Source organism: Paenibacillus sp. MER 180 (assembly GCF_023713665.1).
In the GTDB taxonomy this organism is placed as follows: domain Bacteria; phylum Bacillota; class Bacilli; order Paenibacillales; family Paenibacillaceae; genus Paenibacillus_B; species Paenibacillus_B suaedae.
The window spans coordinates 60,142-84,980 of the sequence record NZ_JAMAVT010000017.1 but is presented as its reverse complement, the minus strand read 5'-3'; the positions used below and the strand labels follow the sequence as shown (position 1 = coordinate 84,980).

The window sequence follows — 24,839 nt, the reverse complement described above, 5'->3', positions numbered from 1 at the left end:
TTTTATAGTCTTTCATTAGGAATTGCGTATAGCGTCGCCCTTATTCAAGTCCTTATTTGGAATTGTAACCCATTGCCTTTCTTATTTCATTACTTCTTATAAATAGACTTTGTTAAACTGTGTTGTTAATTTTTTTATTGAAGTAACGGACAGCATAGTTGCATGGAATGCATGATTACCGCGTGCAAAAAGATAGTAAAAAACAATTGACATTGGAGTCTACTCCAATGTTATTTTGAATGTATGGAAAAACAATATTCTATAAAAGAGGTTTCACGGATACTTGGTATCCCGAAGGATACGCTCCGGTATTATGACGGTATTGGAATCGTATCGCCGTCTCGGGGAAACAATTCTTATCGCAGGTATTCTAGGGACGACATCGTCGATTTGATGAATATTCAAATCATGCAGTATGCGGACTTTTCTCTAGAAGAAATCAAGGGGAAGTTTCAGTTCCACAGAATGCAGAGTGTAGATCCTGCTTATTGCCAGGATGTCGCTGAATTCCTTGATGCCAAGAAAGCAGAAACACGCAATAAAATCGCACATCTTGAAAAGGTCAGTCAGTTGCTCGACGTAGCAGTTAACACGCTAAGGGACTTTAATCATGAAAGTGACGAGCGGCTGGCAATGTTCGTTCGGGAGATTTACAGGGATCTTCACAAGAAAGAACCTGAAATAACTAAGGAGGATTGTGATGGGCATCAGAATTAAGAATTATTATTGTTTGATTGCCGGCGTTCTTGCAATACTTTTTGCTGTTACGCACGCATGGAACGGGCAATCCGCTGTACTGCTGACGCTCTTAGTGAATAATATAGCCTTGGATACACGGATAATATTTACGTATGTCTGGCACATTATCACCGCTGAGAATCTGGTTTTCGGCATCGTATTCATTATCCTGTCTTTTCAAAGCGAGAAATCTAAGATCCGGTTTGCTGCGTGGATGATCGTGTCACTTCTGCTCATCCGGCTGATGGTCATTCTCGGAGTAACCGCATCTTATGATGTTTCGGCACTTACGAATACGTTAATCGATTCGATTGCTATCTTAATCTACGCCGCTTTCATTATACTGGGCACAAGAATAAAGAAAAAGAGTAAGGAGGTCAATCAACACAAACCAGTAAAAGTTTGAAGCACTAAACTATGTTTCACTGCCAGTGATTTGCAATATGCTAACGGGAAACTAGTTCAGAATAAACCGCCTAATGTGGCGGTTTATCTTTTAGTCGCAAATCAACAATCAAGGATAACAGAGCCTATAAATAAAAAATTCTAGACATCGCAAAATCCAAATAAACTAAGATAATTTAAGTAAAGCTGCTCGAGTCGTACGATTAGCACGATCTCGGCCGGACGCGACTGCGGTTGGGTGAATGGATGTTTCGCCTGGATCCGCCTCTCTGACTTATCACCTGGCGACCAAGGGGCAAAAGCCCCGAAGCGTGAACACATTGCTATAGGATGTCAGCGCTTTCTCTGAATAATCATTCAATTAAATGTGAAGTGCAATTACTTATATCAATAAGGAATCTTTTTTTAGTTACAGGCAGCTCTTCAGTTGTTATTAATTCATATTGATTCGGACTATCCGTCGAGTTCATCAATGTCCATGCCCAGTCATCATCAGTGCTAATTCCGATTCCGTGTATTTTTATATCGATTAATTTTACGGGAATATATAATTCTTCACCGGTTTCAATATTTCGTATGTATATTCTTTCATGAGAATTCTTTTGAAATAAATTAACTAAGTCAGTATTATATTCATACTTGCCGTCTGATGTAATCCTTTTAGGATCACTAAAAATTCTGTCGTGTAACCATCCTGACGTATGAACTACTCTAATTACTAACAGCGATAGCGTAATGATAACTAGCAATAATATCCAAAGTGGCATGATGTTATTTTTGTTAGAAGGTGACCAGCCCACCAAAAGTAATGTTGTAGATAGAATAAACAACAATAACAAAGGAACCCATAGGGATACTAAATAGGTTGTTGCGATCAGATCTAATGATCGGTTAAAGAAAGCAGTTGATCCTAGAATAAACCAAATAATTGGAACTATACTTAGGATGGTAATACTAATCCATGCTATTTTACTGATCTTACCCAAGAATGATTCCCCTCCTGAAGCATTATTCTGTTCCTTATTATTGCGCTAGTTTCATCTAACGACTCGTGGATTAACGACGGATACCCACCTTAGATTACAAAATCGATCTTGAAATTGAATATAATCCTACATTCTTTGAATTAAAATCTACTTCTCTTTCAAATGTCATTCCATTCTTTTGGGCTACTTGTATAGAAGGTATATTCCCTAATTGAATAATTGAAACTAATCGTTTCTTATAAAGTTTATTAAATCCATATTCCTTCCATGCCATTGCTGCCTCAGTTGCAAAACCCTGTCCCCAATATTCTTGATCTATCCAGTAACCTATCTCTATTTCTTGTTTTCCTTCTATTGTTTGTGGTACTAAACCAGCATGACCAACTGGTTCTCCACTATTCTTATTGACAGCAACCATTAACCCTATATCATCAACAGAATCATACCAACTCATAAATCTGTTTAATCGTTCTTTAGTTTCATTTGCATTCCATGTAATTCCAGTACCTATGTATTTCATAATCTCTTTATTACTTGTCATCTTTAGTAAAAATTCCAAATCATCAATCGTATACTTACGGAACCATAATCTTTGAGTCTCTACCATAAATAATCACCTCAATATAAAGAATGGATTTTCTGGTTTATGTAAAATCCTTCAGCTATTTCGACTAACGTCTCTTGTATTCACGACCCGAGAACCTTAAGGCTCCGGATGAGTCGGCCGAGACGCGGTTAGGTTCGCAGGGTTGTCCTCCTGAATCAGCTCCTTAGAAATTCCTCAGGCGGACCCGCAGCGTGAATACTGTGTTATCGGAAGTTACCTGCTTCGTTGAATTACTTTCAAGTCAGGTCAATTATTTTTTCTTACAAACTATATTACCGCCTTCTTGTAAAAGTATTAAGAAACCATTGTTCACTAGTTCTACCCTGAGTTGTTCTTCTGTCAAGTGTCTTCTCTTAGGTTTCCACCATTCATTATTAATCATAATAGTTTCATTGTATTGATCATGCGATAGAACCCGGTCATATACAATTCCAGTTTCTTTACAATAGTAACTTGTTTCACTGTAGGAGCGTGATTCATTAAATATGGCCGTTGAGATTATATAAAATCCAGATTTCCTCAATCCCGACTTAATTATTGAATAAAGCTTTAATCTATCACCATCGGTAACAATACTTTGTAAACAATAGTTATCTAAAATAAGATCGTATTCCATTTCGAGTCGTTCCATCTCTAGTAAATCTTCATTCTTGTAGTTAATCTTTAAGTTGCGTTTTAGAGCTATAGACTTAGCAAGTTCAATTGCCGTTGGTGAAATATCAATAGCATCTACAATAAATCCTTTATCAGCCAAAAAACAGGCTCCCGCGCCAGTCCCGCAACCATATTCAAACACTTTTGACTCCGTAGAAGTAACTTTGATAAAATCTAATGCTCTTTCTAAGAATGGTTTCATCATAAAATTATCAAAATTATATTGAACAGGATCATGATATTGATCCCATGCAAGTAAGTTGTCTCTCTTTATTTCCTGATAAGTTTCTTCATGCTCTTCAAAATAGTATTTCTTCATAGTTATTTCCCCTTATCAAATATTTTCAGGTAATTTCCGATAACGTCTTTTTTGCGAAATTCGCAAATACCTCATATTCAATGATATCCACGAACTTCGCGAACACATACAAAGATGTAGATATCCGCGAACCCCCAAGCAACTTGGTTCGAGAACACTTAATCACTTACCTCTTGCCCCCCTCATTTCACTCATAATCCGATCCAGTGGGCTCATAATGCGTCTAACTCGACCTTTACTAACATGTGTATAATGCTCCGTGGTTCGCGGACTGTGATGGCCAAGAAGGCTCTTGAATGTATCGTAGATCCGTACCGGCTTCCAGTAAGTACGTTGCAAAAGAATGGAGAATCGTATGGACGGTAACTGGTTTTCGAATCACAGCCCTGGCCTTCCCCCTCCTCAAAAACCTTCTGTACCGTTTGCCCCGTCAAATGCCTCTTCTTTTCCTGACCAGGAAACAACCAATTCTCCTGCTTTTCATGGTGGATATATTTCCGAGTAATTTTCCACGCCGACTCTGATAACACACTAATCTCGTTGTCTTTGTGCTTTTCCATATTTATACTCATCTTACTCGCTCTCCCCTAGTATACCGACGTTGTGTAATATTGGAAATATCAACTTGCATAGAAAAAGACACCCCCTCCACCATTTAGGTAGACAGAAGTGTCTCCGATACTTTCAGTAAACAGAACGATAACCTATTCTCATCAAAATGTGTAAATGTGTCCTTATTAGGTGGACTGATAGACTTTATTTGTCTTGAAGAGAACCGTATCATCATGCAGATGGTTACCTGTTCATCACTCGGTATGCAGCGGTCATCAAGACAATAAGTCGTAGATTTCTCTTACATAAGTCGTAATCGCTCTATCATAATCCGGATACGGGTATCCGTGATGTTCAGCCACAGCCTTCGAGTATTTTCGGAATAGCTCGCAGCACGTAAATAAAGATTTCCACATGCTTGGGTAGCTGCTCTCAGCATAAGATGCGAGTAACGTATCCCAATCTTCAGGTGGCAAGTAACGATCTATAAACTTATAGTTTTTCCCCACGCTAAAGGTATAACCTCGTTCTGCGCCAATGAGCCAAGCCATCATTCTCAGCAAATTAGGCCGGGCGACTTCGTGCAGATGATCAATGGCGAACAGGATTTCTTTGCGCGCCAACCCCTTTACGACGTAGGTCGATACCATCCAGAATTCATTGCAGCAATCATCGAATTCTCTTGCGCTCGGCTTCTTAATCCAGTATTGGCGGTCGTCTGGCACAACTCCGTCAGGAACAAGAGTATCCTTATCAAGCAGCACCTCAACCAAGCCGTCACTATCGGCAAAATAAGCCTCGACCTCGTTCATCGGGATCAATGTCAGGTCTAATTTGTTGCCGTCCTCGAACAAGATGAGATAGGAGAACCAATTACCAAGTTCGGGCGGAAACAACTCCATGTCCTCTGGCTTTTGCATCATTAAGCGAGCCCCGAAGACGTCCAACCACTGATCGTCTGCTTTGAAGGAATCGAGATTGGTCACAAAATAAGAAATATCGTAATCCTGGTATGTATCAGGGATTATATTTTTGTTCGTGCGCGAGCCCTCCAAGGTCACTAATCGGATACGATCATCCTGCTTGGCAAACTCAATAAACAAGTCCATCATTTCTCGTTCGGTTCTCAATAGGTTCGATTCTCCCTTCTCATGCAGCCTTAATAGCGTTTTAACCCATTACTTCTCATTTGGCCATCTATCCTTTACTATAAAAATAGAAAGTTGTAACCAGAAAACTTGAATAAACAGAAGTAGCATGAGAGTTGACACAATTGGAGGAGATAGCGATGACGTGTGAAAACAGGCAATTTCCAAACAGCATCTTTAATATTGATCGTACTTATACCGCACATCTGATGAAGGCGATCGAAGCGGCTCAGGCGAAGGCGGATGAGTTGGGTCTGGATCTCAGCAATTGTTCCATAGACTGTCGGGAGGAGCGTCTGGCACAACAGTCCGATTCCCGCATCCTCTCGTTCTGGTTCTATTCGGAGGATCTAGTAGACTGGATGGAAGGGTTCAGCGATCACTTTTATGATTTTTCAGTTGCGATTGACCCCGATACAGGACAAGTCATCCAGAGCCTTGGACCGAGCCGCCGATCTGCTTACAAGAAGGTTAGCTCCCAGGATTTTTCGAATAATCGTACTCGCGCTCCAAAATAGAGAATAAATAGGAATCATGATGCATCCCTTTGCTCCATAAATGCTCCCTCAAATGCCCCTCCTGCTTCATGCCGATTCTTCTCATGACATTTGCGGAGGCAATGTTAGCAGGACGGCAAGTGGCATAAATGCGATGCATATGTAATGTTTCAAATCCTAACCTGAGCAAAGCATACGCAGCTTCTGTCGCATATCCATTCCCATGAAAATCAGGATTGAAGCAATACCCGATTTCGGCATTACTTCCCTGCGGGTATATACTACAGCCGCCAATGAATGTATTCGTATCCTTCAATATAACGCCGAACTCATAATGGCTTCGCTCGGCAGCTTGCTGCTGCTCGAGCTGTTCCTCCATATATGCTTTCGTATCCGCTTCAGAATTCGGGCCCCAGAGCATATATTTCGTTACTTCTGGATTGGAGGCATAGGCGTGTACGTCCATCCAATCGTCTCTCTGCAGATCACGGATAAGCAATCGTGGCGATTCCAACTTCATGAGGCATCTTCCTTTATGATTATTTAGTGGGCAGCTCTAAGTTAACTTACCGTGTCATCTGAATGTCCTCATATTTCTGAAATGTCTTATTCTGATCGTCCCGCGCATACAGCCGGATCTCATGAACGTCAAAGGTTTGTCTATCCTGAAAATGTGGAAATAGTGTTCGCTCCATTTCTTCGAGAATCTCTTCCGACAAACTTTCTTTTTTGGCAACCGTTAAATGAGGGATATACAAATTCAATTCGAAGCAACGCTTCGTTTGTTCTTCAGTCGGCTCAAAAACGGCGACAAGCTTTCGATGTAATTCAGTTAATTCGGGAGAGTCAGCCCCTATATATAACACGTCCTTGTCACCGAAATAGCGGAGCTCGCCAACGTATACGGAAAACGAACGAAATCCTTCTATTATTCTCTTACATTCGGACATCCAATTCACAGGCATTATCGTTCCTGTCCCGTACGAAAGTTTAACTGTAATATGCGGTTCGACCCCAGAGTAATGGTATTGATTGCGCACCGACATCAATTTTTCATAAATGCTCAAAGGTGGAACAATTCCGAAAAAATACTTCATAGCATTCTCTCCATTCATCCTGATAACTAGCACGCAAAATAGCTGTCACCCGCTACTAATTGACTCTCCCATCGATCCCGACGCCATCCATTCGCTGACATTGCGGTTAGGAGGTATCGTCAATCTGCCATCCAGCGAAAAAAAAGATGTAACACGATCTGAGGTCTCATGCGTTACGATCCTTCAAGAACCAGTTGGTAAATGACTTCGTCGTCTTGATTATGCTCCTGTTGGTTCACAAAGCCAATGCTTTCATAAAGCCAATGCTTTCATAAAGCCGCTGAGCCAGCTTGTTGTCCTGCTCAACCGTTAGGGAAATAAGCTTACACGAAGGATGAGTCTCACAAATGAATTCAATGATCCTTCTCATTGCCTGCTTGCCGTAGCCTTTACCCTGATAGGACTTATCGATTTGAAAGCCGCCAATCCAGTAATTATCTGCGCTATTCGGTGTATAGCTGATGTAGAAAAATCCGATCGTAATCTCTTCATCACATACAAGAAAGGGATCCAGCGCCTCATCCCAAGGCTTGATATATGCATACGTCAGCGCTTCATAAATAGAAGGTACGAATGGCACTTGCTCCTCATGAATCTTAATTTGAATAGCAGTCTCCCAATTATCCCGCGTAACAGGATGGATAGATAGTTTTTTCGTTGATCTCCTCATGCTAGTCTAGTTATCATGTACGTTATGTATCTCGTTCCTATTCATTTTCTTTTGTTTATGCCCTATTTACTTGAGCCAGCATCGTGATGGACGTTCCCACCTCACCTACTGCCTTGAACCCGAATCGCTGATACAATTTCACGGCTGCCGCATTGTCTGGATCTACGCTTAAGGATACGCGATCAATTCCCTGCTCGCTCAATCCAGCAAACAATTTCTTCATTAAAGCGCTTCCTAATCCTTGTCCGCGATAAGCCGGTAAAATCGCCATTCCCAGTTCCGGCACTTCACTGCTTACAAATCCGTACCCTCGTTTATCCTCACTAAAGTATCTCACCGTGATAGAGCCAATGGATTCGCCTTCGGCATTTTCAGCGATATAACCCAGATCGCCTTCCCTGCCCCAATCTTCTACATATTTCGAAATGGAAGGTTCGTTAATAATATCGCGGCTAAAGGATTCCTTGCCTTCCGGTACATACAAAGATTCATATAGCGTTATCCATAAAAAAGAGATGTCTTGTTCCCTTATTGGTCTAATCGTATATTTCATTCTAATCCCCCCTCTTATATCTATTAATAGAATTCTTTCTAATCGCTTACGAGCCATGTCTTTGCATCTTCAGGATCTTCGTAGAAGGACATATTCAGTCTGATTCCCGACTTTTTTATTCTTCTTTTCAATCTCCACATATTGAATCTTGTTAACCCTACTATCGACAGCTTATCAATGCGTGCATGTAAATTCGTAATATGCGCGATAAATTGCTGCAGCACTTGTTCCGTAATCGTGGTCTTATAAAAATCCACCCATATCTTCAATCTCCTGTTGGTGTGAAGGATAAATTCCTCTTCTTGCTTCATTAGTTCGAACAGCTTTTCTGTATTCGAATAATGGCTTCCGTACTTCAGGCAATGGATTTCCCCACCCTTGTAATAGTAAGGAAACATTGATCCGCCAGGAGATTTCATACTGAATCACTTCCCTCTCTGATCTAAGAGTTGTTCGAACGAAAATCCTGTATTACCTTCTTCACAAATACTTCTTTTCCTGCGGTGTAAGCGAGTTCGTCGTTGTTGTATAACGCTGCGTGGGTCTTCTTTAGCTCGACATATTCTTGTCCAAGATTCGGATTGGCTCTTAATTGGTCTCTGAATATAAGTAGCGCATTCCATTTCTCGCTATTATGAACAACGACGTGCAGAAAGTGAGTCTTAACCAGATTTTCGAGGCTTGAAAATTTGGCATACACGACTTCGTCCTCAAGCTTTACCTGTAGTCTGTAATATTGATGCTCCCTCAAGCGTTTATCATTAAATGTTGATATGTCCCCAAGATCGTTTACGCCGACTGCCATATCCACGATCGGTTTCGCCTGAATTCCGGTGCCGTACTTCCCACCCCCTTAACAATAACGCGACCCGGACTTAGATAAGATTATCTCAAGTCGGGTCGCGCGTCGCTATGTCATATTCCACTATTATACAATAACTTCATCCACTCTTAGAAGCTTTCTTCGATAAACTTCCGTTTGCGTCCGGTCAATAGATATAGCACCGGAACGAAGATAAGCGTCAACAACGTTGATGTCGTTAAACCACCGATAACCGTGATGGCCAGTCCACCGGAAATCAAGCTTGTCGTCGAATGCGACAGGGCCAGCGGCATCAGCGCCAAAATGGTGGCAAAGGCTGTCATCAGTATCGGTCTCAGACGCGTCGCACACGCTTCGACGATCGCTTCCTGCAGCTCCATGCCAGACTTCGCATTCCGTTCAACGCGATCCAGCATGACGACCGCATTCGTGACGACAATGCCGACGAGCATAAGCACACCGATCATTGAGCTCATGGACAACGTCTGTCCTGTAATGAGCAAGGCGCCGAACGAGCCAATTGGAACGAACAGCAGTGAAGACAGAATAATCAATGGCGTCCGCAACCCGCCAAATGTTACGCTCATCACGAGGAAGACGAGGCCGATCGCTCCGACCATGGCAAGCAGTATGCTTTGGAAGCCGTCGTTGATCATCGACAATCCACCGCCATAATTCACTTCCACATTTTCCGGAAGCGTCAGGCTGTCAATGTCCTTCTGCACTTCCTTCGTGATCATGGCAGTATTCGTGCCCTTGATTGTTCCGCTTACCTTCGCATACGTTTTTCCGTTATCGTGGCTGATGGATACAGGTGCGGTAATTTCGTGAATATCGGCGATATCGCTTAATTTCTTCATTCCGGCTACCGACGGAATTGTCACATTCTCTAACTGATCCTTCGACGTAATTTGATCCTTGTAAGAGAGCGTCAAGTCCCATTCCTTATTGTCCAACGTGTACGTTCCCACATTGGTCGGTTTCAATTGCTCACTAACGACCTGCATGATCTGGAAGTAGGAAATGCCGGCATCTTTGCCTGCTTGATTGATCGACAGCTCCCACTTCGGAACGACTCCGTTCAAGTTGTTCGTAATATTTTTCAAATCGTCCCGCTGCTTCATCAGCATCTCCACTTGATGTGCCGCTTTGGACAGCGCCGCTGCATCGGAAGAATACAAGCTGACATCGATATTATTGCCGGAAGGCGGGCCTTGCGCTTGCGATTCCTTGATCATGACTTCCGTATTCGGTACGATCGCGTTAACGGAATTCGTAATTTCTTTCGTCGCTTTATCGATCAATTCGTCCGTAGCCGTTCCTTCTTGAAGCGTGACGGTGTAAGTCGCTTTATTGGCTGACGAAGCGCCTAGAAGCATCTGGCCCCCGCTTCCCCCCATACCAATCGACAACTGATAATTCTCTACCTCGTCTACCGCCTCCAAATACTTGTCGACTTGCTTGCTGACTTTGTCCATTTGCTCCAGTCCCACTTTGGCTGGCATGCTGACTTCAATTTGAATCGCTGGTGCAGCACCTGTCGGCAAGAAAGAGATTCCAAGCAGCGGGATTGTTGCCAATGATCCAAGGAGCAGAACAATGGACGCGACAATTACGATGGCCTTATGATGAAGCGCGCCGCGCAGCAAGCGTTCGTAACCGCGAACAACGATGCTTTCCTTCGTATGCGGCTTCACTTTGTTGAAAAACTTCGCGCCGAGCACGGGGATAAGCATCATGGAAACGAGCAGCGATACGAGAATCGCGATGCATACCGCAATCGAGAATGGACGGAAAAACTCGCCGACGATGCCGTTGACGAAGGCCAGCGGAAGGAACACGACCACCATCGCCAACGTGGAAGATCCAACGGCGCTGATCACTTCCTTCGTAGCCTTATAGGCAAGCTCCTTGCCGCCCATTGCAGTGCCCTTCTCTTGGCGCCATCTGTAAATATTCTCGATCACGACAATGCTGTCGTCAACGATGCGCCCAACCGATACCGCAATGCCGCCTAGCGTCATGATATTCAGGGTATACCCCATCTGATCCAATAGCGCAATCGTCGCAAAAATCGAGATCGGCAGCGAAAGAATCGAAATGAGCGTTGCCCGTACATTTCGCAGGAAGAGGAAGATAATCAGGACGCAGAACAGTGCCCCGAACAGACCTTCACGAACCAAGCCGGACACTGATTCCTTAATGTCCGCACCTTGATCGTTAATAACATGGATGTCCATGCCTGCCTTGCTCTCATGGTCAGCTAACACGTCCTTTACGGCGTCGGCAACATCTGCCGTGTTCGCGTCTTGAGATTTCATGACCTGAATGACGTAACTTTCTTTGTCATTAAAGCGCGAGATCTGATCCTGCTTCGATACGGTCTTTACTTCGGCGATGTCCGATAGTTTTACGGATGGAAGCAAAGATGTCGAAGAAGCAGACAGTTGTTGTCCCGTTTTGCCTGCTTGACCCGATTGAGTTTGCTTTGGCATCTTGCCTTGATTCATTGGGCTCGGTGCTTGCGCGCTTTGACCGCCGCTTGCCTGCAGTTTCATATTCTCGATTTGCTGAACCGCATTGACTTTGCCAACAAGCCGAATTGGAATCGTATTGTCTTGCTGATTGACGGAGCCGAGAGGAACCGCATAGTTCTGCGCTTGCAGCGCGCTCTGAATCGCACTCAGCGAAATGCCGTATGCGCTTGCCTTCTCTTTGTTAACGACAATGTTCAGATGCTTCGAGGTTGTCCCTTGCAGCTCGACCGAGCTCACGCCCTCTAACTTTTGCAGCTTCGGAACAATTTCCGTTTCCAGCTGCTGTTGCAGCCCTTCGGGATCATTTTTCGATGAGAAAATCGCTGCGGTATATATCGGCATTTCATTGGCAGCCAGTCGTTTAACAGCCACGTTCGCCTTTTCAGGCAGGTTTACCTTCGAGACTGCCGATTCGACATCCGCAGCAATCTTGTCCATGTCTTTGCCGAATGGATATTGAAGGAAAATGGCTGCCGTATTTTCAGACGTCGTACTCGTTAACGTGTCATACCCCTCCAGCCCCTTCAAGCTGTCCTCGATCGGAGTCGTGACATCCGTTTCGATTTCCTCTGTCGATGCCCCAGGGTAAATTGCCTGCACGAACACCGCCGGAAAGCTGACGTCCGGGTACGTTTGCTGCTTAATCGTCGTGGTTGAATAAAGTCCAAGGGAGGTCACCAAAATGCATAAAATAATAACCGCCACTCCATTTTTCAAGCTAAGCTTGCTCAAATAACTCATGCGAAGTCTCCTTTCTAATACGAAAGGAGTATATCATCCGAATTTGTCCCGAATGTGTTCTCAGCTTTACAATTGTTCGAAGGACAGCGGCAGCTTCACCGTCATAGCGGTTCCCTCGTTGAGAGCTCCGCCAACCGTGATGTCACCGTGATGCAGATCTACGATGCGCTTGACGATCGACAGCCCGAGACCGTTTCCTTTGACCGCTGTGTCCCTGGATTTATCCGTTTTATGAAAAGGTACAAAAATGAATTTCCGCTCTTCCTCCGCGATTCCGATTCCGCTGTCCGCTATGCGAACGATCGCCCATTGGCCGGAACGTTGAAGCGAGAGCTGAATACGTCCTCCCTTAGGCGTGAATTTAACGGCATTGTTCAGCAGATTCGTCCATACCTGATTGAGCAAATCTTCATCCGCTTCGATCATCACTTCTTCTTCCAGCTCGAGTTCGATCACAAGCGATTTCGCCATCCACTGCGGTTCACTCGCGATCACCGTGCTCCGAAGCTGCTCGTCCAAGCGGAACTTCCGCGGAACTACGGCCGGATGCTCGGATTGAAGAGAAGACAACCGCAGCAGGTTCTGACCCATGCGGGACAGGCGCTCGCTCTCTTCCTCGATGATCGTCAAATAATGCATGCGCTGCTCCTCGTTCAGCTTCTTGCTCTTGAGGGCTTTGGTGAAGCCGGATATGGACATGAGCGGCGATTGAATCTCGTGGGACACATTGCTGACGAACTCGCTCCGCATCTGATCCAGTGCGGCGAGCTGCTTGGTCATGTCATTGAAGCTGCTCGTCAGCTGCCCGACCTCGTCTTTGCTTTTCGATTGGATCGTTACATTGAAATTGCCGGCAGCAACCTTGCGAGTTCCTTCCGTTAAGACGCGCAAAGGCCTGACGATATAACGCGCCGCAATCAAGATGAGTACACTGCCGATAACTAGGGCAATGATCAGCACTGTGCGGGTAACCACTTGGAAGGTTTTGATCATCTCTTGGAAGCGAGGCGAGAGGAACAACGCATAAGAACGAGAATCGATCTGAAAAGGGAGCCCGATCAATAGATGCTCCTCCTCCCGCCCACTCTCATTGACGTGAATTGTTCCCCGATAAACACCGCCGTTCAATACGGACTGCAGCTTTGAAGCATCGACGCTTCCAATATTTTTATTCTCATAGATCAACTGCTTGGATGTATCGAAGATACCGATGTTCAAGTTCGACAGATTGGCAGCCTGCTTCATATACTCCTCCGCTTCTCCCTTCGGAGAACTCTGAAGCATTCGAATTACCTTGCCTCCATAGGCAATGATCTCATTTTCGATCGACCCTTTGATCTGCTTCGTATATATCGTCGTCGATACCGAGAGGGCAGCGATAAGACTCACGATAACAATCCCGATGAACACTAACGCGACTCGGAAATAAAGCGACTTAATCACGCGCCACCTCCAGTCGGTAGCCAAGTCCGCGCAGGGTGACGATGCGGAAAGATTCGTGATCGGCGAAGCGCTCACGGATTTTTTTCACGTGCGTATCGACCGTCCTTTCGTCTCCTTCATAGTCCATGCCCCAAATTAGATCGATCAATTGCCTGCGCGTAAACAGTTGTCCGGAATGACTCGCTAGTTGATAGAGCAGCTCGAATTCCTTGCGCGGGAGCGTGATTGTCTCCTGATTCGAGCGATCGAAAATCTGGTACCCGAGCTTATCAAGCATTAGATCACCCAGTTCTATCTGCTGGGAGGACGCAATGCGATAACGCTTGAACAGCGCTTTTACCCGCAGCACCATCTCGAGCGGATCGAACGGTTTCGTCAAATAGTCGTCCGTCCCCAGATGAAACCCTTTGATTTTATGATCCTGCTCGCCTTTGGCGGTAATCATCAATATCGGAAACTCCCCGTGTTCGCGCAGCTTGCGGCATAACTCCCATCCATCCAACTTGGGCATCATAATATCGAGAATGACCATATCGAACGGGCTTCCTTCGGCAACGTATTTCCACGCATCCTCGCCATTAGACATTTCGATAATTTCGAACCCTTCGTCAGTCAAATACAAGTTCACCAGCTCCCGGATATGAGCGTCATCATCTACCAGCAATATTTTCGTCACCGTGTTATCTCCTTCTAGGCTGTTTGTTACTTTTCTTTGTAACTTGTCCAACCTATAAAGTCAAATGCATGAATGGCTAATTCTTTCGATTCGGAAATTCTCATCAGTTTCACTTTTTTTATATTCTTGAGCCCATAAAAAAAAGCGCAGCATTGAAATCATGTGCGCTAATGAACTTGCATGATAAAACATTCATGATAGAACATGCATGGTGGTATATGCATTTCCGGCTCAGTATTGTCTGGCGAGCGTACGTTTTAAGGTACGATTCAAGATATCAGTTACTTGCACAGTCTGATCGTTAATAAAGAAATGCCCGCCTGGAAGCATATGTACGGTGCAATCGGCCGAGCAGTGCTGCTTCCAAGCATGCAAATCCGGCAAAGAGATTGCATCCTCTTCCCCGCTTAATACAGAAATGTTGCAGGAAAGTTTGCCTGGACGCTCTTCATATTGATACAAGTCTACAAGTCTGAAATCCGTCCTCAATACGGGAAGGAACATCATTAAAAGCTCTTTATTTTCAAGCAGCTCTTTGGGCGTTCCCCCTAATCGATAAATCTCATCCAAAAACTCATCGTCCGGGAGCTCGTAATATTTTGTCCGTCTGCTTTCGATATGCGGCGCTCTGCGTCCTGAAAAAAAGATATGCTCGGGCAAGGGTCGCTTCAGCTCCGATATTTTGTGCGCGAGATCATAAGCAATCCAGCTTCCCATACTGTGCCCGAATATCGAGTAGGGGCCGTCATCAAGCTGACTTTTGATCTTGTGATATACGTCTTCGATCATGTCCTCGAAGCTGTCATAGAACGGGGTTCCAAAATACTTGCCTCTGCCAGCCAATTCTACGGGAATCAGTTCAATGCCCTCTGCCATATGGGCTTTCCACTTGTTATAAATCATGGCAGACGCCCCTGCATACGGGAAACAAAATAATTTCATCTCTGGCTTCATCTTTACCTCCTAAAATATATAGCTTTATATCTATAAAAGCATTGATAACGCTTGGAGTTACGGTCGTGCTGGCACTGACATGCCCGTTCGCACCATTCGCAACAGCTCTTGTTCATGGTCTGGATGACAAGCGATAAGGTATGGCTCTGAATTCATCCCAGTAAATGTTTCCCCATTAAAATCAATGACGGATCCGCCCGCTTCCTTAACCATCAGAATGCCTGAATACAAGTCATCTCCTTCAGATTTATACAGAACGATTCCATCCAAATCTCCCTTGGCAAGCATGCACCATTGCAAGGTTGGAGCCCATAGGCGCATCATTCGCTTGCATCTCGTGTCAATATAATGGCGCAAGCCAACTGCGGTAGGATCCTGCTGTACCTTATGCCCTTGAATCCAGCCAATATTCCCTTTGTGCAAGCTAGGACAGCTCTTTACTTGCATTCGCTGGTCATTGCAATAGGCTCCATTCCCAACGGCTGCGTGAAATAGTCGATCCGTCATCGGCTCATACACCACGCCCACAACCGGTTCTTGTTGATACATAACGGTGATGGAGCAGGAGAAGAGCGGCATACCAATTGCAAAATTATTTGTTCCGTCCAGCGGATCTACAAGCCACTGCCAATCGCTGCTGACTCCAATAATTCCTGCTTCCTCACTATGGATTTGATGATCAGGGAAGTTAGCTTGTATCTCCTTCACAATGATCGCTTCCGCTAATAGATCAGCCTCTGTAACGACATCTCCATGCTCATCTTTCATTTCCACGTGTGCGACTTTATCGAACAATTGCTTAATCGCCTGTCCAGCTTGTCGAGCCGCCTTGTTTGCTACTTCTCTAGCATCCTGAATGACAAGTTGATTCACGATATAACCTCCCCCCGTAAGTAGGATGAATAACTACATGACCACTACTATATTCCCGACTAGATGTGCATAGTTGATCACTAACTATCTCGATTCATCTTCCATATCTTGTATACAGTTTACTAGGTTCGAGTTAACTAGGCAATTCATAGATACATCATATACAACATAATCATTTCGTAAATCTGAAGGTTTCATTCCTTACCCTGAGACAACCACACAGAAAAAAGACTCCCATCTATAGAGCAAGAGTTCATGTTCCTCAGTCTCTAATCAGGAAGTCTTTGTGTACACAAGCTATTATATGATTAAGCTGCTAATTGCGAATCCCATGCCAATGTATAGGAAACACAATAATACGCCAACTGCAGTATTCCGATTCTGCAACTGCTCAGCTACACTCATCTTCGGGGTAACGAGATCAAACAGCAAATACGTTGCGATCAAACAGATGTATCCAACGCCAAACCATAGTGCCATATGGATAATGGATGAGTTCGTAAAAGCCGACACACCGAGCACAATTGCCGTGCCCATGAACTTGCCGCCCATCGCAAGCCCTACAGCAACATTGCCTTTCTTCAATTCTTCGAAATCATTAAATGGCGTCAGCACGCTGAACACATACATGCCGATAAATTGCAACGCCATGATCGTGAGAATACTGATCAAAATATTCACAAATATCATTCTGCCCACCCCCGGAATTTGGCCATCGCTAAATCATAGTCCACAAAATCATGGACTTCCTCCAGCAGCACGTTGACCTTTTTCTTGTTTTTGAACTTCTGATAACGCACGTCATCAATTGGCTGCTTCACCGTATGTCCGGATGGAAGTGTAATCACGGCGAATTGACGGTGTTTACCCTGGTACTCGGTTTTGTACACACCCACTAGTTCAACCTCGGCCTTCAAGTTGAGCTTCAGCTCCATCAAATCTCTCTCGGCAGCTTCCTTGGATGAGTACGATTTAATCGGTTCCCATGAAGACAAATTAATATCGTTCCCCTTCTCGTTAATAGGGAGCATATTAGCTGTCATATACTTGAGTGTCCATACTTGATCACCAGTCGCATAATTGTTATCATTCGGCAGCAGTTGATTATCCGGCAGGATTGTCATATCTCCTCCGATGATGTCTCCTACCTTAGCGCTCTCAATCTTATAATCCCAAGGTACCGTTGCTGTATCTATGGAATTGTCGTTTCCTTCAGCTCCGAGATTAATGATGTACACGAAGAAAATAATTAGACAGGCAAATATCCCTAGCACAAGCAGATTGTTGATCATTCGTTTCTTTTTTTGCTGCTGAACACGAATGTCGTGATTTCGACTCCCGCTATTTCGATTCAGGCTCATTATTTTTTCACTCCAATCGCTATGAAATGGCTGTTATTCCCGGTAATAAGCCCGCCAACTCTGCCAAGTATCCCGCATGGCACCCCGTTGATGACGAACACACCCGTTAATAAATGAAAGGAGCCGTGATGCAAATCCACTTGTGCCATTTCGGCACGTTTTTGATAGACTCTGCTGAAGAATCGACTTGTATCAAATCCATCCTTATCTTCGGTTTCTACATTTCCTTGCGAATCGAATAGCCGTACAGAACCACCTTCGCGGCCGAACATCGACTTGGATACATAGCTTCCGTCAAAGACAGCTTTGTTGTATGTTGGCAGCATGTAATGCGCAATTACTGCATGCTCTTCCTTCGTGAACATTTCTGAGCCTAGTTCATGAATCGCCCAGATAACCGCCTGCAGTCCCTTCGATTGCAAAATGATCGCATGTGGTGAGTTCAGTATCGTTGTATACCCATTTTCAATGGAATAAGCAAGTGCTTCTCCACCTTCGTCAATGGCCATCCATTCCTTCGGGTACAGCGCAAACAGACTGCGTATCGTCTGCTCTTCTACCTTCAGATCCCCTTGATCCACCCATAAATCCAGGCAATCGATGCAGCGTATCGGCAGCTCCGAATGCTTAACGAGCATGTCAATCGTACCCGAATCTTCTGCATGCTCCCCGTAACCTACACATGCAGCATATTCAGGCGGATTACTCGCCCAAGCTTCCTTCACTCGCTTCGACATTTCGCTATTCGGTGTCTCAAGTCCGTACTGCTTGCACATCCACGGTGTGGCCACTGCTGCTTCCACGTAACCGGTTGGGGTATCTGCATTTAACTCCAACAGCTTAATCGCTCCATTATGATCAATAGCAAAGTCAAACCGAGCATAATGACTCAGCTTGCCTATTTTATTAGGCTCAATCTGCTCCAAGCCGTCCCATAGTACTTCCGGAATCGATAGGAGTTCATAGAGGTCTCTGCGCCCGATAATAAAACGGGCAGCCTTGTCAAAGATGCTCCACAGCTTCGCCGACACCACATGCAGCTCCTGGCTCATGCCCGCATTGATTGCAATGACCTGATCTACCCAATATTGTTCCTCTTCGATATTCGCCCAGTTGAATCCGAGCTCTGCCAATTGCGCGACACGTTCTGCTCGATTCGGATGCGGCTGACCAATGACTTCAAATCCCATTATCCGCCGAACCACCCTCCGCTTTTGGAACCGCCTGACGAACTAAAGCTGCTTGATTTACCGCCGATTCCTCCAGGCGACGAGGAACTTGATTTACTTGATCCAACCGAAGATCTGCGAATAATGGAACCCGAGCCGTTCGAAGTAGTAGGTCGAACCCTCGAATTCACGACAGGGCGATTCTGGAAACTATCAGAGGAGAACGATTTCGCACGATAAGGTGAATTCGTCCGCGTATCATACACGCTTCCGCCTGAAGACCAACTCGTAGAGGAATACGCGCTTCCTCGATTGAAGATCATGTGATAGAGCAGCATGTCATCCCAGCCAAAACCTCCGTGATGGACGTAGGTCGTATGAGATGACCCTCCTCCTGACGAGCTGCCTCCTCCGGATGATCCGCTGCCAGTGCTCCCGCCAACACTACTGCCTTCTGATTGTTTCTCCTCAGGTACTGGAATGTTCCAGTCCATATTGGCATCGAAATACTGCTTCACTTCCTCTGTCGACCATTCAACCAGCTTCGCCTGATCAGACGGAGCTGCACTCTGTTGACCCATCGCAGACGAACTCATAAGCAGATTGGCGGCGAGCGCAACGCCCAGGGATGTGCTTAATACCTTGAGCGGCTTTGCCGAAGTCGCACAGGATTCAGTCGTCTCTGGACTTGTCGTCTTCTGCTCCTGTTCATTTCGTTCCATTAATCCTTCCCTGCTTTCCGGTATATTTTCAAGGCTTTCGAACTGACTCGACGAGCAATTCAAAATTGCCGGTGTTCACATTCAGCCGGCCCTCCAGCATCTCATATTCCGCATCATTCACGAGCAAATAATTCGCATGTTCAAGCAGCTGCACCATACTGGTAGTCCATGCACGCTCGTCTATTTTCACCAGTTCTCCTGAAGACGTTTTTTCAAGAATAAGGATATTTGATTGCATGACACATTTCTCCCATCTTAAATGATGAAATAATCCACATTAGCTTACCTAGTATATCATTTTAGCGTACGAATTGTAGACATGAACCTCCATTCCTGCATGAAAAAAACCGCTCCAAAGTAAATGGGTACTACAGTCCATTTCACTTTAGAACGGTTGAATTGATGTTTCGTGAGTAGAAATGTTATCTAGCACTTCGTGTTACTATATCGAATATCTCTATCCTTTCTGACCCGATCCTGGTATCAACAATCAATAACTTGCGTAAGGCTAAGCCCAAGAATCAATGGGACATTATGAAGTAATCGCTATCCTCATTCCCCTACTCCTCTACTCTTCTAATTTCTCCCTTCTTCCTGCAACCCCTCTCCCAATCTTCCAGCCGCCAATCTTCTGCTGCTCATGCCATAGGCGATAGTACGTGCCTTCATGCGCAATCAATTCTTCATGTATGCCTTGCTCCGCAACCCGACCCTGCTCCAGCACAACGATGTTATCCGCTCCGCGGATCGTCTTCAGGCGGTGAGCGATGACGAGCACCGTCTTGCGCTGCGTCAGCTTCTTAATCGCGCGCTGCAAATGCATCTCGTTCTCCGGATCCAGCGAGGCCGTCGCTTCATCCAGAATGATGATTGGTGCGTCCTTGAGAATGGCTCTAGCGATCGCAATTCGCTGCTTTTCTCCTCCTGACAGCATTGCCCCGCCTTCTCCAGCAATCGTAGCGTAACCGCGCGGAAGCTTCATAATGAAGTCATGGCAATAAGCCTCCTTAGCTGCCTTCACCACTTCCTCATCCGATGCATCCAGCTTGCCCATTCGAATATTGCCTGCAATCGTTTCATTGAAGAGATATGGCTGCTGCTGCACCGTACTAATTCGGCTTAATAGCTCCTCACTTCTTATCGCACGCACATCTACGCCGCCGATTTTTACAGTTCCCTTCGTCACATCCCAATAACGTGACACCAAGCCCGCTAATGTAGACTTGCCTGCACCGGAAGGCCCAACGATAGCGGTCAGGCTATTTTCAGGGATATGCAAATGAATATCCTGTAACACCTCAGCATCCCCGTGACTGAACGATACATGATCAAATTCAATCCCGTATGTCTGCGGAAGCTGGGGCTGTGCAGGCTCTACCAATGGCTCCTCTTCAAAAATATCCCTTATCCGTTCCCCAGCAGAAGTCATATAGCGAATTTGAATCAGTGAAGCGCCTGCCACACGAAGCGGCTGATAGAACTTCATGCTGACAACCAGAAAAATAAGCAGCACAGAGACATCGATAACCCCGCCTTCCAGCAAGTAGCAGCCCACCATAAGCAGCAGGATAAACCCAAGTTCCAGCACAATGGAGAACAGCATGACAACAGGCGAAGTCATTGCCTCCACTCGTATACTATCATCTCGCAGTCGTGCCATGGCTTGCTCCAATCTCCTAAATCGCTGACCTGTTTGATTGTGAGCCTTCATCAGTCGAATCGTCTGTACATATTCCAATAGACGCGAGTTTACAGCCACTGCTGCTGATTGCCGCTGCTTGCTGCGCTTTGCCATCACTCGCTGCGACCAGAATAATAATGGCAAGGCGAAGGGCACGGATACAAATACAGCGAGCGCTAATCGCCAATCGACAAGCAGCAGGAACAGTGCGCTTACGATGGGCAGTGTAATCGCCCCAATGAATTGATTGAACAGATGTGTCAAGATCATTTCTACTTCGTCCACATTTGCCAAGAGCGTGTGACTAATATCCCCTTGATCCTTCCGTGAAAAGTACCCCATCGGGAGCTTGCGCAAATGTTCGCCCAGGCGCAGCCGCACATCCTTCATGATCAATGCACCTGTACGCTGTGCATCGATCTGTCCCATACTCGCAAATATCGCTTGGACGCAAAATAACAGCAGCAGAATCGCCAGCCACCAGCCAATTTCCAAGGCCGTAGGCGTACCGTTGAACAAGGATATCAATACCACGAATAGCAGCCCCATTGGCGCGGCATTTGCGACCATTTCCACGATGGTGAAAAGTGTTGCTCGAGTGAATAAGGCTCCCGAACGACCGGTTATGAAGCGTATTGTGTCAAACATAGGCCCCGTCCTTTCCTTCCAGCGACCAATCGTCTGCTTCGCGATGCGCCATCCACATGCCGGCATACAGCGGATTGTGCGCAAGCAGTTCGTCATGCGTTCCCATGCCGGATAGGTGACCATCCTCCAACACGACGATGCAATCGGCATCTGTTATCGAAGACAGTCGATGTGCAATCACGATGACTGTCCGTTGATGCATCAGTCTGCTTAGCGCGTCCTGAATTTTCGCTTCATTTTCCGCATCTGCGAATGCAAAGGCTTCGTCTAAGATAAGAATCGGAGCATCCTTCAGAATGGCACGTGCGATTGCAATGCGCTGTCGTTCTCCGCCGCTGATGTGCACGCCGCCCTCTCCAATCAACGTATTGTAGCCGTTTGGCAGCGCCATAATGAACTCATGCGCCTGCGCAGCTTGAGCGGCAGATATCAGCTCATCGTCCTGAGCTTCCACTTTTCCCATGCGCAAATTAGCTGCTACTGTATCACTCACGACGGGAACATCCTGGAACACAAACGACATCATATCCATCAATTGCTCTGGTGGGATTGAGCGAATATCAATCCCGCCAATCTGAATCGCTCCACTTGAAACCTCGTAGAAACGCGCGATTAATTGAGCTGCTGTTGACTTGCCCGCTCCTGAAGGCCCAACGAGTGCAGTCACCTTACCATGCTCTGCCGTAAAATGAATGTCGTGTAACACTTGCCGGTTCTCATACGCAAACGTGACATTTTGAAAGGAAATATCGAATCGGGATGGCATGTTCCCCGTGCAGACGGTCATGGAAGATGACAGCTCTTCTTCTGCTAACAGCTGTTGAATACGCCGAACCCCTTCCATGTTATTCTGCATCATATGAGCCAAGGTAGAAATCTGGCGCAGCGGTGCAGTTAATCCGACACCGAGCAGCAGAAACAATACAAGCACAGGGAAGGTTACACTTCCTTGACCGTACAACCAAGCTCCCAGCGGCATAATAAACAGCAATCCCGATTCCAATAGAAGCAGGAACAGCGTATACAGCGGCGTTTTTTTACGGGCAATCTCGCCCCATAAGGCCGCATAGCTTTCAACAGAGTTGCGATAGCGGGCGAAGGAATGTACGGTTTGATTAAACGATTTAATGACAGGCATCGCATGGACAAACTCAACAATTGCGCCGTTCATCGTTTCCGATAAATGATGCATTTGTTTCATATCCTCTGAGCGTCTTCCACGCAAAAATATAATGCCCTGAACCGCATAAGCTGCTGGAATCGGCAGCAAGGCGGCGATCGCAAGCCTCCAGTCCACACTGAATAAGTATGCTATCGTTAACAATGGTGCCACAAGGGAAGCCGTCAAATCCGGAAGATGGTGAGCGATGAAAGACTCAATTCGCTCCACATCATCGGCTACGATTTTTTTTACACGTCCTGAGTGTTGTTCACTGAAAAAGCCAAGCGGCAGTTTGCCCAGCTTATCGATCAAGCACACACGCAAATCATAGAGCACATGAAATGCTGCGGTATGCGCTAGCATCGTCGAAGCCCCCATCAAAATGAAGCGCAGCAATATCGAAATAAAGGCCATAAGAATGAGCCAACGTATGTCGTGCCATTCCACAGTCGAGCGCAGCAAGAGATCCGTGATGCGGAACACAAGCACGTACGGAACCAAAGCAAATACAGCGCCTGCCGCGGAGCAGATACAGGAGGCGATTAATTTGACGCGCTGCTTCTGTACCAGCCGCAGCATAAACGGCAATGGTGTCGTTGCCATGATGCAGCATCTCCCTTCCTTATTCCAAACGGTCAATCTAAAACGAACAGCGAATAACTGGAACTATGTACCCCGCTATCTTACTGATCCTTTTTCCCCATAGCTTGCATGATCTCTTCGATCCCGTCGATCTTCGCCAATGCCATTGGCCCAGGCAGTGAAGGGTCTGCAAGCTCATACACCCGGTTGTTCTTGACGGCATTCATGCTGCTCCACACCTTGCTGTTCTTCATCGCTTCCCTAACACCGCCTTGGACCGGATTCTGCCAGTTGTTGATGACGAACAAGTGATCCGGGTTCAAGGCAGCAAGGCTTTCGAGCGTTATCTGTCCGTTCGCCTCTGCAGCTTCTACTGGCTTCAAGCCAAGTCCCTTGTAGAAGGGATCAAATCGACCATCATTCCACATGACAAACATCTCTTTGCCGCTATACATCGTAAATAGAACGGACTCATTCTGGCGGAACGCCAGCTTTTCCTTATACTCCGCGCTCTTGCGATCGAATTCCGCGAGCACCTGCTCAGCCTTCTCCTCCTCGCCAATGACTTCCGCAATTTGCTTCAGCGTTTCTCTCCATTCTCCAGCCTGCGGGAAAATAACCGTTGGGGCGATCTGCGACAATCGCTCATACTGCTCCTTCATATCATCTGCCGCGATGATTAAATCCGGCTGAACTGCCAGCAGCTTCTCGAGATTGGCTTCCATCCCCAAGTCCTGAATTCCTTTGCCTGCAATTCGCTTGCTCAAGCTGGGGAAATTCCGCTCAATAATCTCAATCCCTTGACCGGCAATCGGATAGGTGTCCAATACGGCCATATAATCGACAAAGGATATATAAGGCGTTGCGATCTTAAGCGGCTTCGCTTCCACGATCGTCTTGCCGGACAAATGTGTAATCGTTCGCGGGTACGCTGCCGCTGATGCTGCTTTATTGCCCGCAGCTGTCTGCTGTACCACTTCTTTCTCTTTGTCTGCATTTTCCTTGGCATCATTGGCATCATGATTGCCGCATCCTGCAATCAGCAGCAGACATGCACATAACATTACCGTGAATCGTTTCATTGTTTTCATCTTCTCTACTTCCCCTTTGCGAGTTTTAAACTGATCAATGACAATATTGAGAACCATTATCAATAGAATCATGTTACTACCAGCCGTTTCTTCCTGACCACCAGTAGAGGGAGTAGTTTGGCGGTTGTACGGATAAACAAACAATAAAAA

General features: G+C 45.8%; 26 protein-coding genes. 3 read left to right on the top strand and 23 right to left on the bottom strand.

What is annotated here, in order from left to right; all coding sequences use genetic code 11:
* Window positions 1-243 precede the first annotated feature (243 nt).
* Window positions 244-717, top strand: a complete 474-nt coding sequence (locus tag M3661_RS23535; RefSeq protein WP_251489128.1) for a MerR family transcriptional regulator — start codon at window positions 244-246, stop codon at window positions 715-717.
* A complete protein-coding gene (locus M3661_RS23530; RefSeq protein ID WP_251489125.1) occupies window positions 701-1,144 on the top strand; it encodes a hypothetical protein in 444 nt (147 codons plus the stop codon). The genes M3661_RS23535 and M3661_RS23530 overlap by 17 nt, the downstream gene beginning before the upstream one ends.
* Window positions 1,145-1,496: 352 nt before the next feature.
* Here M3661_RS23530 and M3661_RS23525 read toward each other — a convergent pair whose 3' ends face one another.
* The 4 genes from M3661_RS23525 to ant(6) all read right to left on the bottom strand — a co-directional run bounded on the left by M3661_RS23525 (window position 1,497) and on the right by ant(6) (window position 5,391).
* Window positions 1,497-2,129: a hypothetical protein gene (locus M3661_RS23525; protein WP_065292930.1), complete on the bottom strand. Its 633-nt coding sequence runs from the start codon at window positions 2,127-2,129 to the stop codon at window positions 1,497-1,499.
* Window positions 2,130-2,223: 94 nt separating this feature from the next.
* On the bottom strand, window positions 2,224-2,736 hold the full coding sequence (locus tag M3661_RS23520; protein WP_251489123.1) for a GNAT family N-acetyltransferase: 513 nt from the start codon (window positions 2,734-2,736) through the stop codon (window positions 2,224-2,226).
* A 250-nt stretch (window positions 2,737-2,986) separates the two neighbouring features.
* Window positions 2,987-3,709, bottom strand: a complete 723-nt coding sequence (locus M3661_RS23515) for a class I SAM-dependent methyltransferase (protein ID WP_065292927.1) — start codon at window positions 3,707-3,709, stop codon at window positions 2,987-2,989.
* Window positions 3,710-4,536: 827 nt separating this feature from the next.
* Window positions 4,537-5,391: an aminoglycoside 6-adenylyltransferase gene (gene ant(6), locus M3661_RS23510; protein WP_251489121.1), complete on the bottom strand. Its 855-nt coding sequence runs from the start codon at window positions 5,389-5,391 to the stop codon at window positions 4,537-4,539.
* Window positions 5,392-5,549: 158 nt separating this feature from the next.
* Here ant(6) and M3661_RS23505 point away from each other — a divergent pair, with 158 nt between their 5' ends.
* Complete coding sequence (locus M3661_RS23505; RefSeq protein WP_251489120.1) at window positions 5,550-5,927, top strand: hypothetical protein; 378 nt, start codon at window positions 5,550-5,552, stop codon at window positions 5,925-5,927.
* Here the strand turns inward: M3661_RS23505 and M3661_RS23500 are convergent.
* From M3661_RS23500 to M3661_RS23410, 19 genes are all read right to left on the bottom strand, one after another.
* A complete protein-coding gene (locus tag M3661_RS23500) occupies window positions 5,881-6,426 on the bottom strand; it encodes a GNAT family N-acetyltransferase (RefSeq protein WP_065292923.1) in 546 nt (181 codons plus the stop codon). The genes M3661_RS23505 and M3661_RS23500 overlap by 47 nt on opposite strands.
* Before the next feature lie 46 nt (window positions 6,427-6,472).
* Window positions 6,473-7,003: a 2'-5' RNA ligase family protein gene (locus tag M3661_RS23495; protein ID WP_065292922.1), complete on the bottom strand. Its 531-nt coding sequence runs from the start codon at window positions 7,001-7,003 to the stop codon at window positions 6,473-6,475.
* Window positions 7,004-7,238: 235 nt separating this feature from the next.
* Window positions 7,239-7,673 (bottom strand): GNAT family N-acetyltransferase, encoded by a 435-nt coding sequence (locus tag M3661_RS23490; RefSeq protein ID WP_251489119.1) that lies wholly within the window; start codon window positions 7,671-7,673, stop codon window positions 7,239-7,241.
* A 55-nt stretch (window positions 7,674-7,728) separates the two neighbouring features.
* The gene (locus tag M3661_RS23485) at window positions 7,729-8,226 is read right to left on the bottom strand and encodes a GNAT family N-acetyltransferase (protein WP_065292921.1); all 498 of its coding nucleotides are present in this window, start codon (window positions 8,224-8,226) and stop codon (window positions 7,729-7,731) included.
* Between the two features lie 38 nt (window positions 8,227-8,264).
* On the bottom strand, window positions 8,265-8,645 hold the full coding sequence (locus M3661_RS23480) for a hypothetical protein (RefSeq protein ID WP_065292920.1): 381 nt from the start codon (window positions 8,643-8,645) through the stop codon (window positions 8,265-8,267).
* A 23-nt stretch (window positions 8,646-8,668) separates the two neighbouring features.
* Window positions 8,669-9,055, bottom strand: a complete 387-nt coding sequence (locus M3661_RS23475; protein WP_302621957.1) for a GrpB family protein — start codon at window positions 9,053-9,055, stop codon at window positions 8,669-8,671.
* Window positions 9,056-9,177: 122 nt separating this feature from the next.
* Window positions 9,178-12,327, bottom strand: coding sequence for an efflux RND transporter permease subunit (locus M3661_RS23470; protein WP_251489118.1), 3,150 nt, complete (start codon window positions 12,325-12,327; stop codon window positions 9,178-9,180).
* A gap of 66 nt (window positions 12,328-12,393) precedes the next feature.
* Complete coding sequence (locus tag M3661_RS23465; protein ID WP_251489117.1) at window positions 12,394-13,770, bottom strand: sensor histidine kinase; 1,377 nt, start codon at window positions 13,768-13,770, stop codon at window positions 12,394-12,396.
* Window positions 13,763-14,446: a response regulator transcription factor gene (locus M3661_RS23460; protein WP_251489116.1), complete on the bottom strand. Its 684-nt coding sequence runs from the start codon at window positions 14,444-14,446 to the stop codon at window positions 13,763-13,765. Before M3661_RS23460 ends, M3661_RS23465 begins: the two co-directional genes overlap by 8 nt.
* 231 nt (window positions 14,447-14,677) lie before the next feature.
* Entirely contained in the window at window positions 14,678-15,400 is a 723-nt protein-coding gene (locus M3661_RS23455; RefSeq protein WP_251489115.1) for a thioesterase II family protein, read from the bottom strand.
* Between the two features lie 57 nt (window positions 15,401-15,457).
* The gene (locus tag M3661_RS23450) at window positions 15,458-16,273 is read right to left on the bottom strand and encodes an inositol monophosphatase family protein (RefSeq protein ID WP_251489114.1); all 816 of its coding nucleotides are present in this window, start codon (window positions 16,271-16,273) and stop codon (window positions 15,458-15,460) included.
* Window positions 16,274-16,573: 300 nt separating this feature from the next.
* Complete coding sequence (locus M3661_RS23445; protein ID WP_142543756.1) at window positions 16,574-16,963, bottom strand: DUF350 domain-containing protein; 390 nt, start codon at window positions 16,961-16,963, stop codon at window positions 16,574-16,576.
* On the bottom strand, window positions 16,960-17,634 hold the full coding sequence (locus tag M3661_RS23440) for a hypothetical protein (protein WP_251489113.1): 675 nt from the start codon (window positions 17,632-17,634) through the stop codon (window positions 16,960-16,962). The genes M3661_RS23445 and M3661_RS23440 overlap by 4 nt, the downstream gene beginning before the upstream one ends.
* Window positions 17,634-18,824, bottom strand: coding sequence for a glutathionylspermidine synthase family protein (locus tag M3661_RS23435; protein ID WP_251489112.1), 1,191 nt, complete (start codon window positions 18,822-18,824; stop codon window positions 17,634-17,636). The genes M3661_RS23440 and M3661_RS23435 overlap by 1 nt, the downstream gene beginning before the upstream one ends.
* Entirely contained in the window at window positions 18,824-19,525 is a 702-nt protein-coding gene (locus M3661_RS23430; protein ID WP_251489111.1) for a hypothetical protein, read from the bottom strand. Before M3661_RS23430 ends, M3661_RS23435 begins: the two co-directional genes overlap by 1 nt.
* A 28-nt stretch (window positions 19,526-19,553) precedes the next feature.
* Window positions 19,554-19,763 carry a hypothetical protein gene (locus tag M3661_RS23425; protein WP_028532274.1) on the bottom strand — a complete coding sequence of 70 codons (210 nt, stop codon included), beginning with the start codon at window positions 19,761-19,763 and terminating at the stop codon, window positions 19,554-19,556.
* A 330-nt stretch (window positions 19,764-20,093) separates the two neighbouring features.
* Window positions 20,094-21,854 (bottom strand): ABC transporter ATP-binding protein, encoded by a 1,761-nt coding sequence (locus M3661_RS23420; protein ID WP_251489110.1) that lies wholly within the window; start codon window positions 21,852-21,854, stop codon window positions 20,094-20,096.
* Window positions 21,847-23,619 carry an ABC transporter ATP-binding protein gene (locus tag M3661_RS23415; RefSeq protein WP_251489109.1) on the bottom strand — a complete coding sequence of 591 codons (1,773 nt, stop codon included), beginning with the start codon at window positions 23,617-23,619 and terminating at the stop codon, window positions 21,847-21,849. Before M3661_RS23415 ends, M3661_RS23420 begins: the two co-directional genes overlap by 8 nt.
* Window positions 23,620-23,699: 80 nt before the next feature.
* Window positions 23,700-24,689 carry an ABC transporter substrate-binding protein gene (locus M3661_RS23410; protein WP_065292936.1) on the bottom strand — a complete coding sequence of 330 codons (990 nt, stop codon included), beginning with the start codon at window positions 24,687-24,689 and terminating at the stop codon, window positions 23,700-23,702.
* Window positions 24,690-24,839: the final 150 nt, after the last annotated feature.

Coding starts and splice junctions, on each gene's coding strand:
- M3661_RS23535 (WP_251489128.1), top strand. CDS start 244: ATGGAAAAACAATATTCTATAAAAGAGGTTTCACGGATACTTGGTATC.
- M3661_RS23530 (WP_251489125.1), top strand. CDS start 701: ATGGGCATCAGAATTAAGAATTATTATTGTTTGATTGCCGGCGTTCTT.
- M3661_RS23520 (WP_251489123.1), bottom strand. CDS start 2,736: ATGGTAGAGACTCAAAGATTATGGTTCCGTAAGTATACGATTGATGAT.
- M3661_RS23515 (WP_065292927.1), bottom strand. CDS start 3,709: ATGAAGAAATACTATTTTGAAGAGCATGAAGAAACTTATCAGGAAATA.
- M3661_RS23505 (WP_251489120.1), top strand. CDS start 5,550: ATGACGTGTGAAAACAGGCAATTTCCAAACAGCATCTTTAATATTGAT.
- M3661_RS23500 (WP_065292923.1), bottom strand. CDS start 6,426: ATGAAGTTGGAATCGCCACGATTGCTTATCCGTGATCTGCAGAGAGAC.
- M3661_RS23495 (WP_065292922.1), bottom strand. CDS start 7,003: ATGAAGTATTTTTTCGGAATTGTTCCACCTTTGAGCATTTATGAAAAA.
- M3661_RS23490 (WP_251489119.1), bottom strand. CDS start 7,673: ATGAGGAGATCAACGAAAAAACTATCTATCCATCCTGTTACGCGGGAT.
- M3661_RS23485 (WP_065292921.1), bottom strand. CDS start 8,226: ATGAAATATACGATTAGACCAATAAGGGAACAAGACATCTCTTTTTTA.
- M3661_RS23480 (WP_065292920.1), bottom strand. CDS start 8,645: ATGAAATCTCCTGGCGGATCAATGTTTCCTTACTATTACAAGGGTGGG.
- M3661_RS23470 (WP_251489118.1), bottom strand. CDS start 12,327: ATGAGTTATTTGAGCAAGCTTAGCTTGAAAAATGGAGTGGCGGTTATT.
- M3661_RS23455 (WP_251489115.1), bottom strand. CDS start 15,400: ATGAAGCCAGAGATGAAATTATTTTGTTTCCCGTATGCAGGGGCGTCT.
- M3661_RS23445 (WP_142543756.1), bottom strand. CDS start 16,963: ATGATATTTGTGAATATTTTGATCAGTATTCTCACGATCATGGCGTTG.
- M3661_RS23440 (WP_251489113.1), bottom strand. CDS start 17,634: ATGAGCCTGAATCGAAATAGCGGGAGTCGAAATCACGACATTCGTGTT.
- M3661_RS23435 (WP_251489112.1), bottom strand. CDS start 18,824: ATGGGATTTGAAGTCATTGGTCAGCCGCATCCGAATCGAGCAGAACGT.
- M3661_RS23430 (WP_251489111.1), bottom strand. CDS start 19,525: ATGGAACGAAATGAACAGGAGCAGAAGACGACAAGTCCAGAGACGACT.
- M3661_RS23425 (WP_028532274.1), bottom strand. CDS start 19,763: ATGCAATCAAATATCCTTATTCTTGAAAAAACGTCTTCAGGAGAACTG.
- M3661_RS23420 (WP_251489110.1), bottom strand. CDS start 21,854: ATGTTTGACACAATACGCTTCATAACCGGTCGTTCGGGAGCCTTATTC.
- M3661_RS23415 (WP_251489109.1), bottom strand. CDS start 23,619: ATGGCAACGACACCATTGCCGTTTATGCTGCGGCTGGTACAGAAGCAG.
- M3661_RS23410 (WP_065292936.1), bottom strand. CDS start 24,689: ATGAAAACAATGAAACGATTCACGGTAATGTTATGTGCATGTCTGCTG.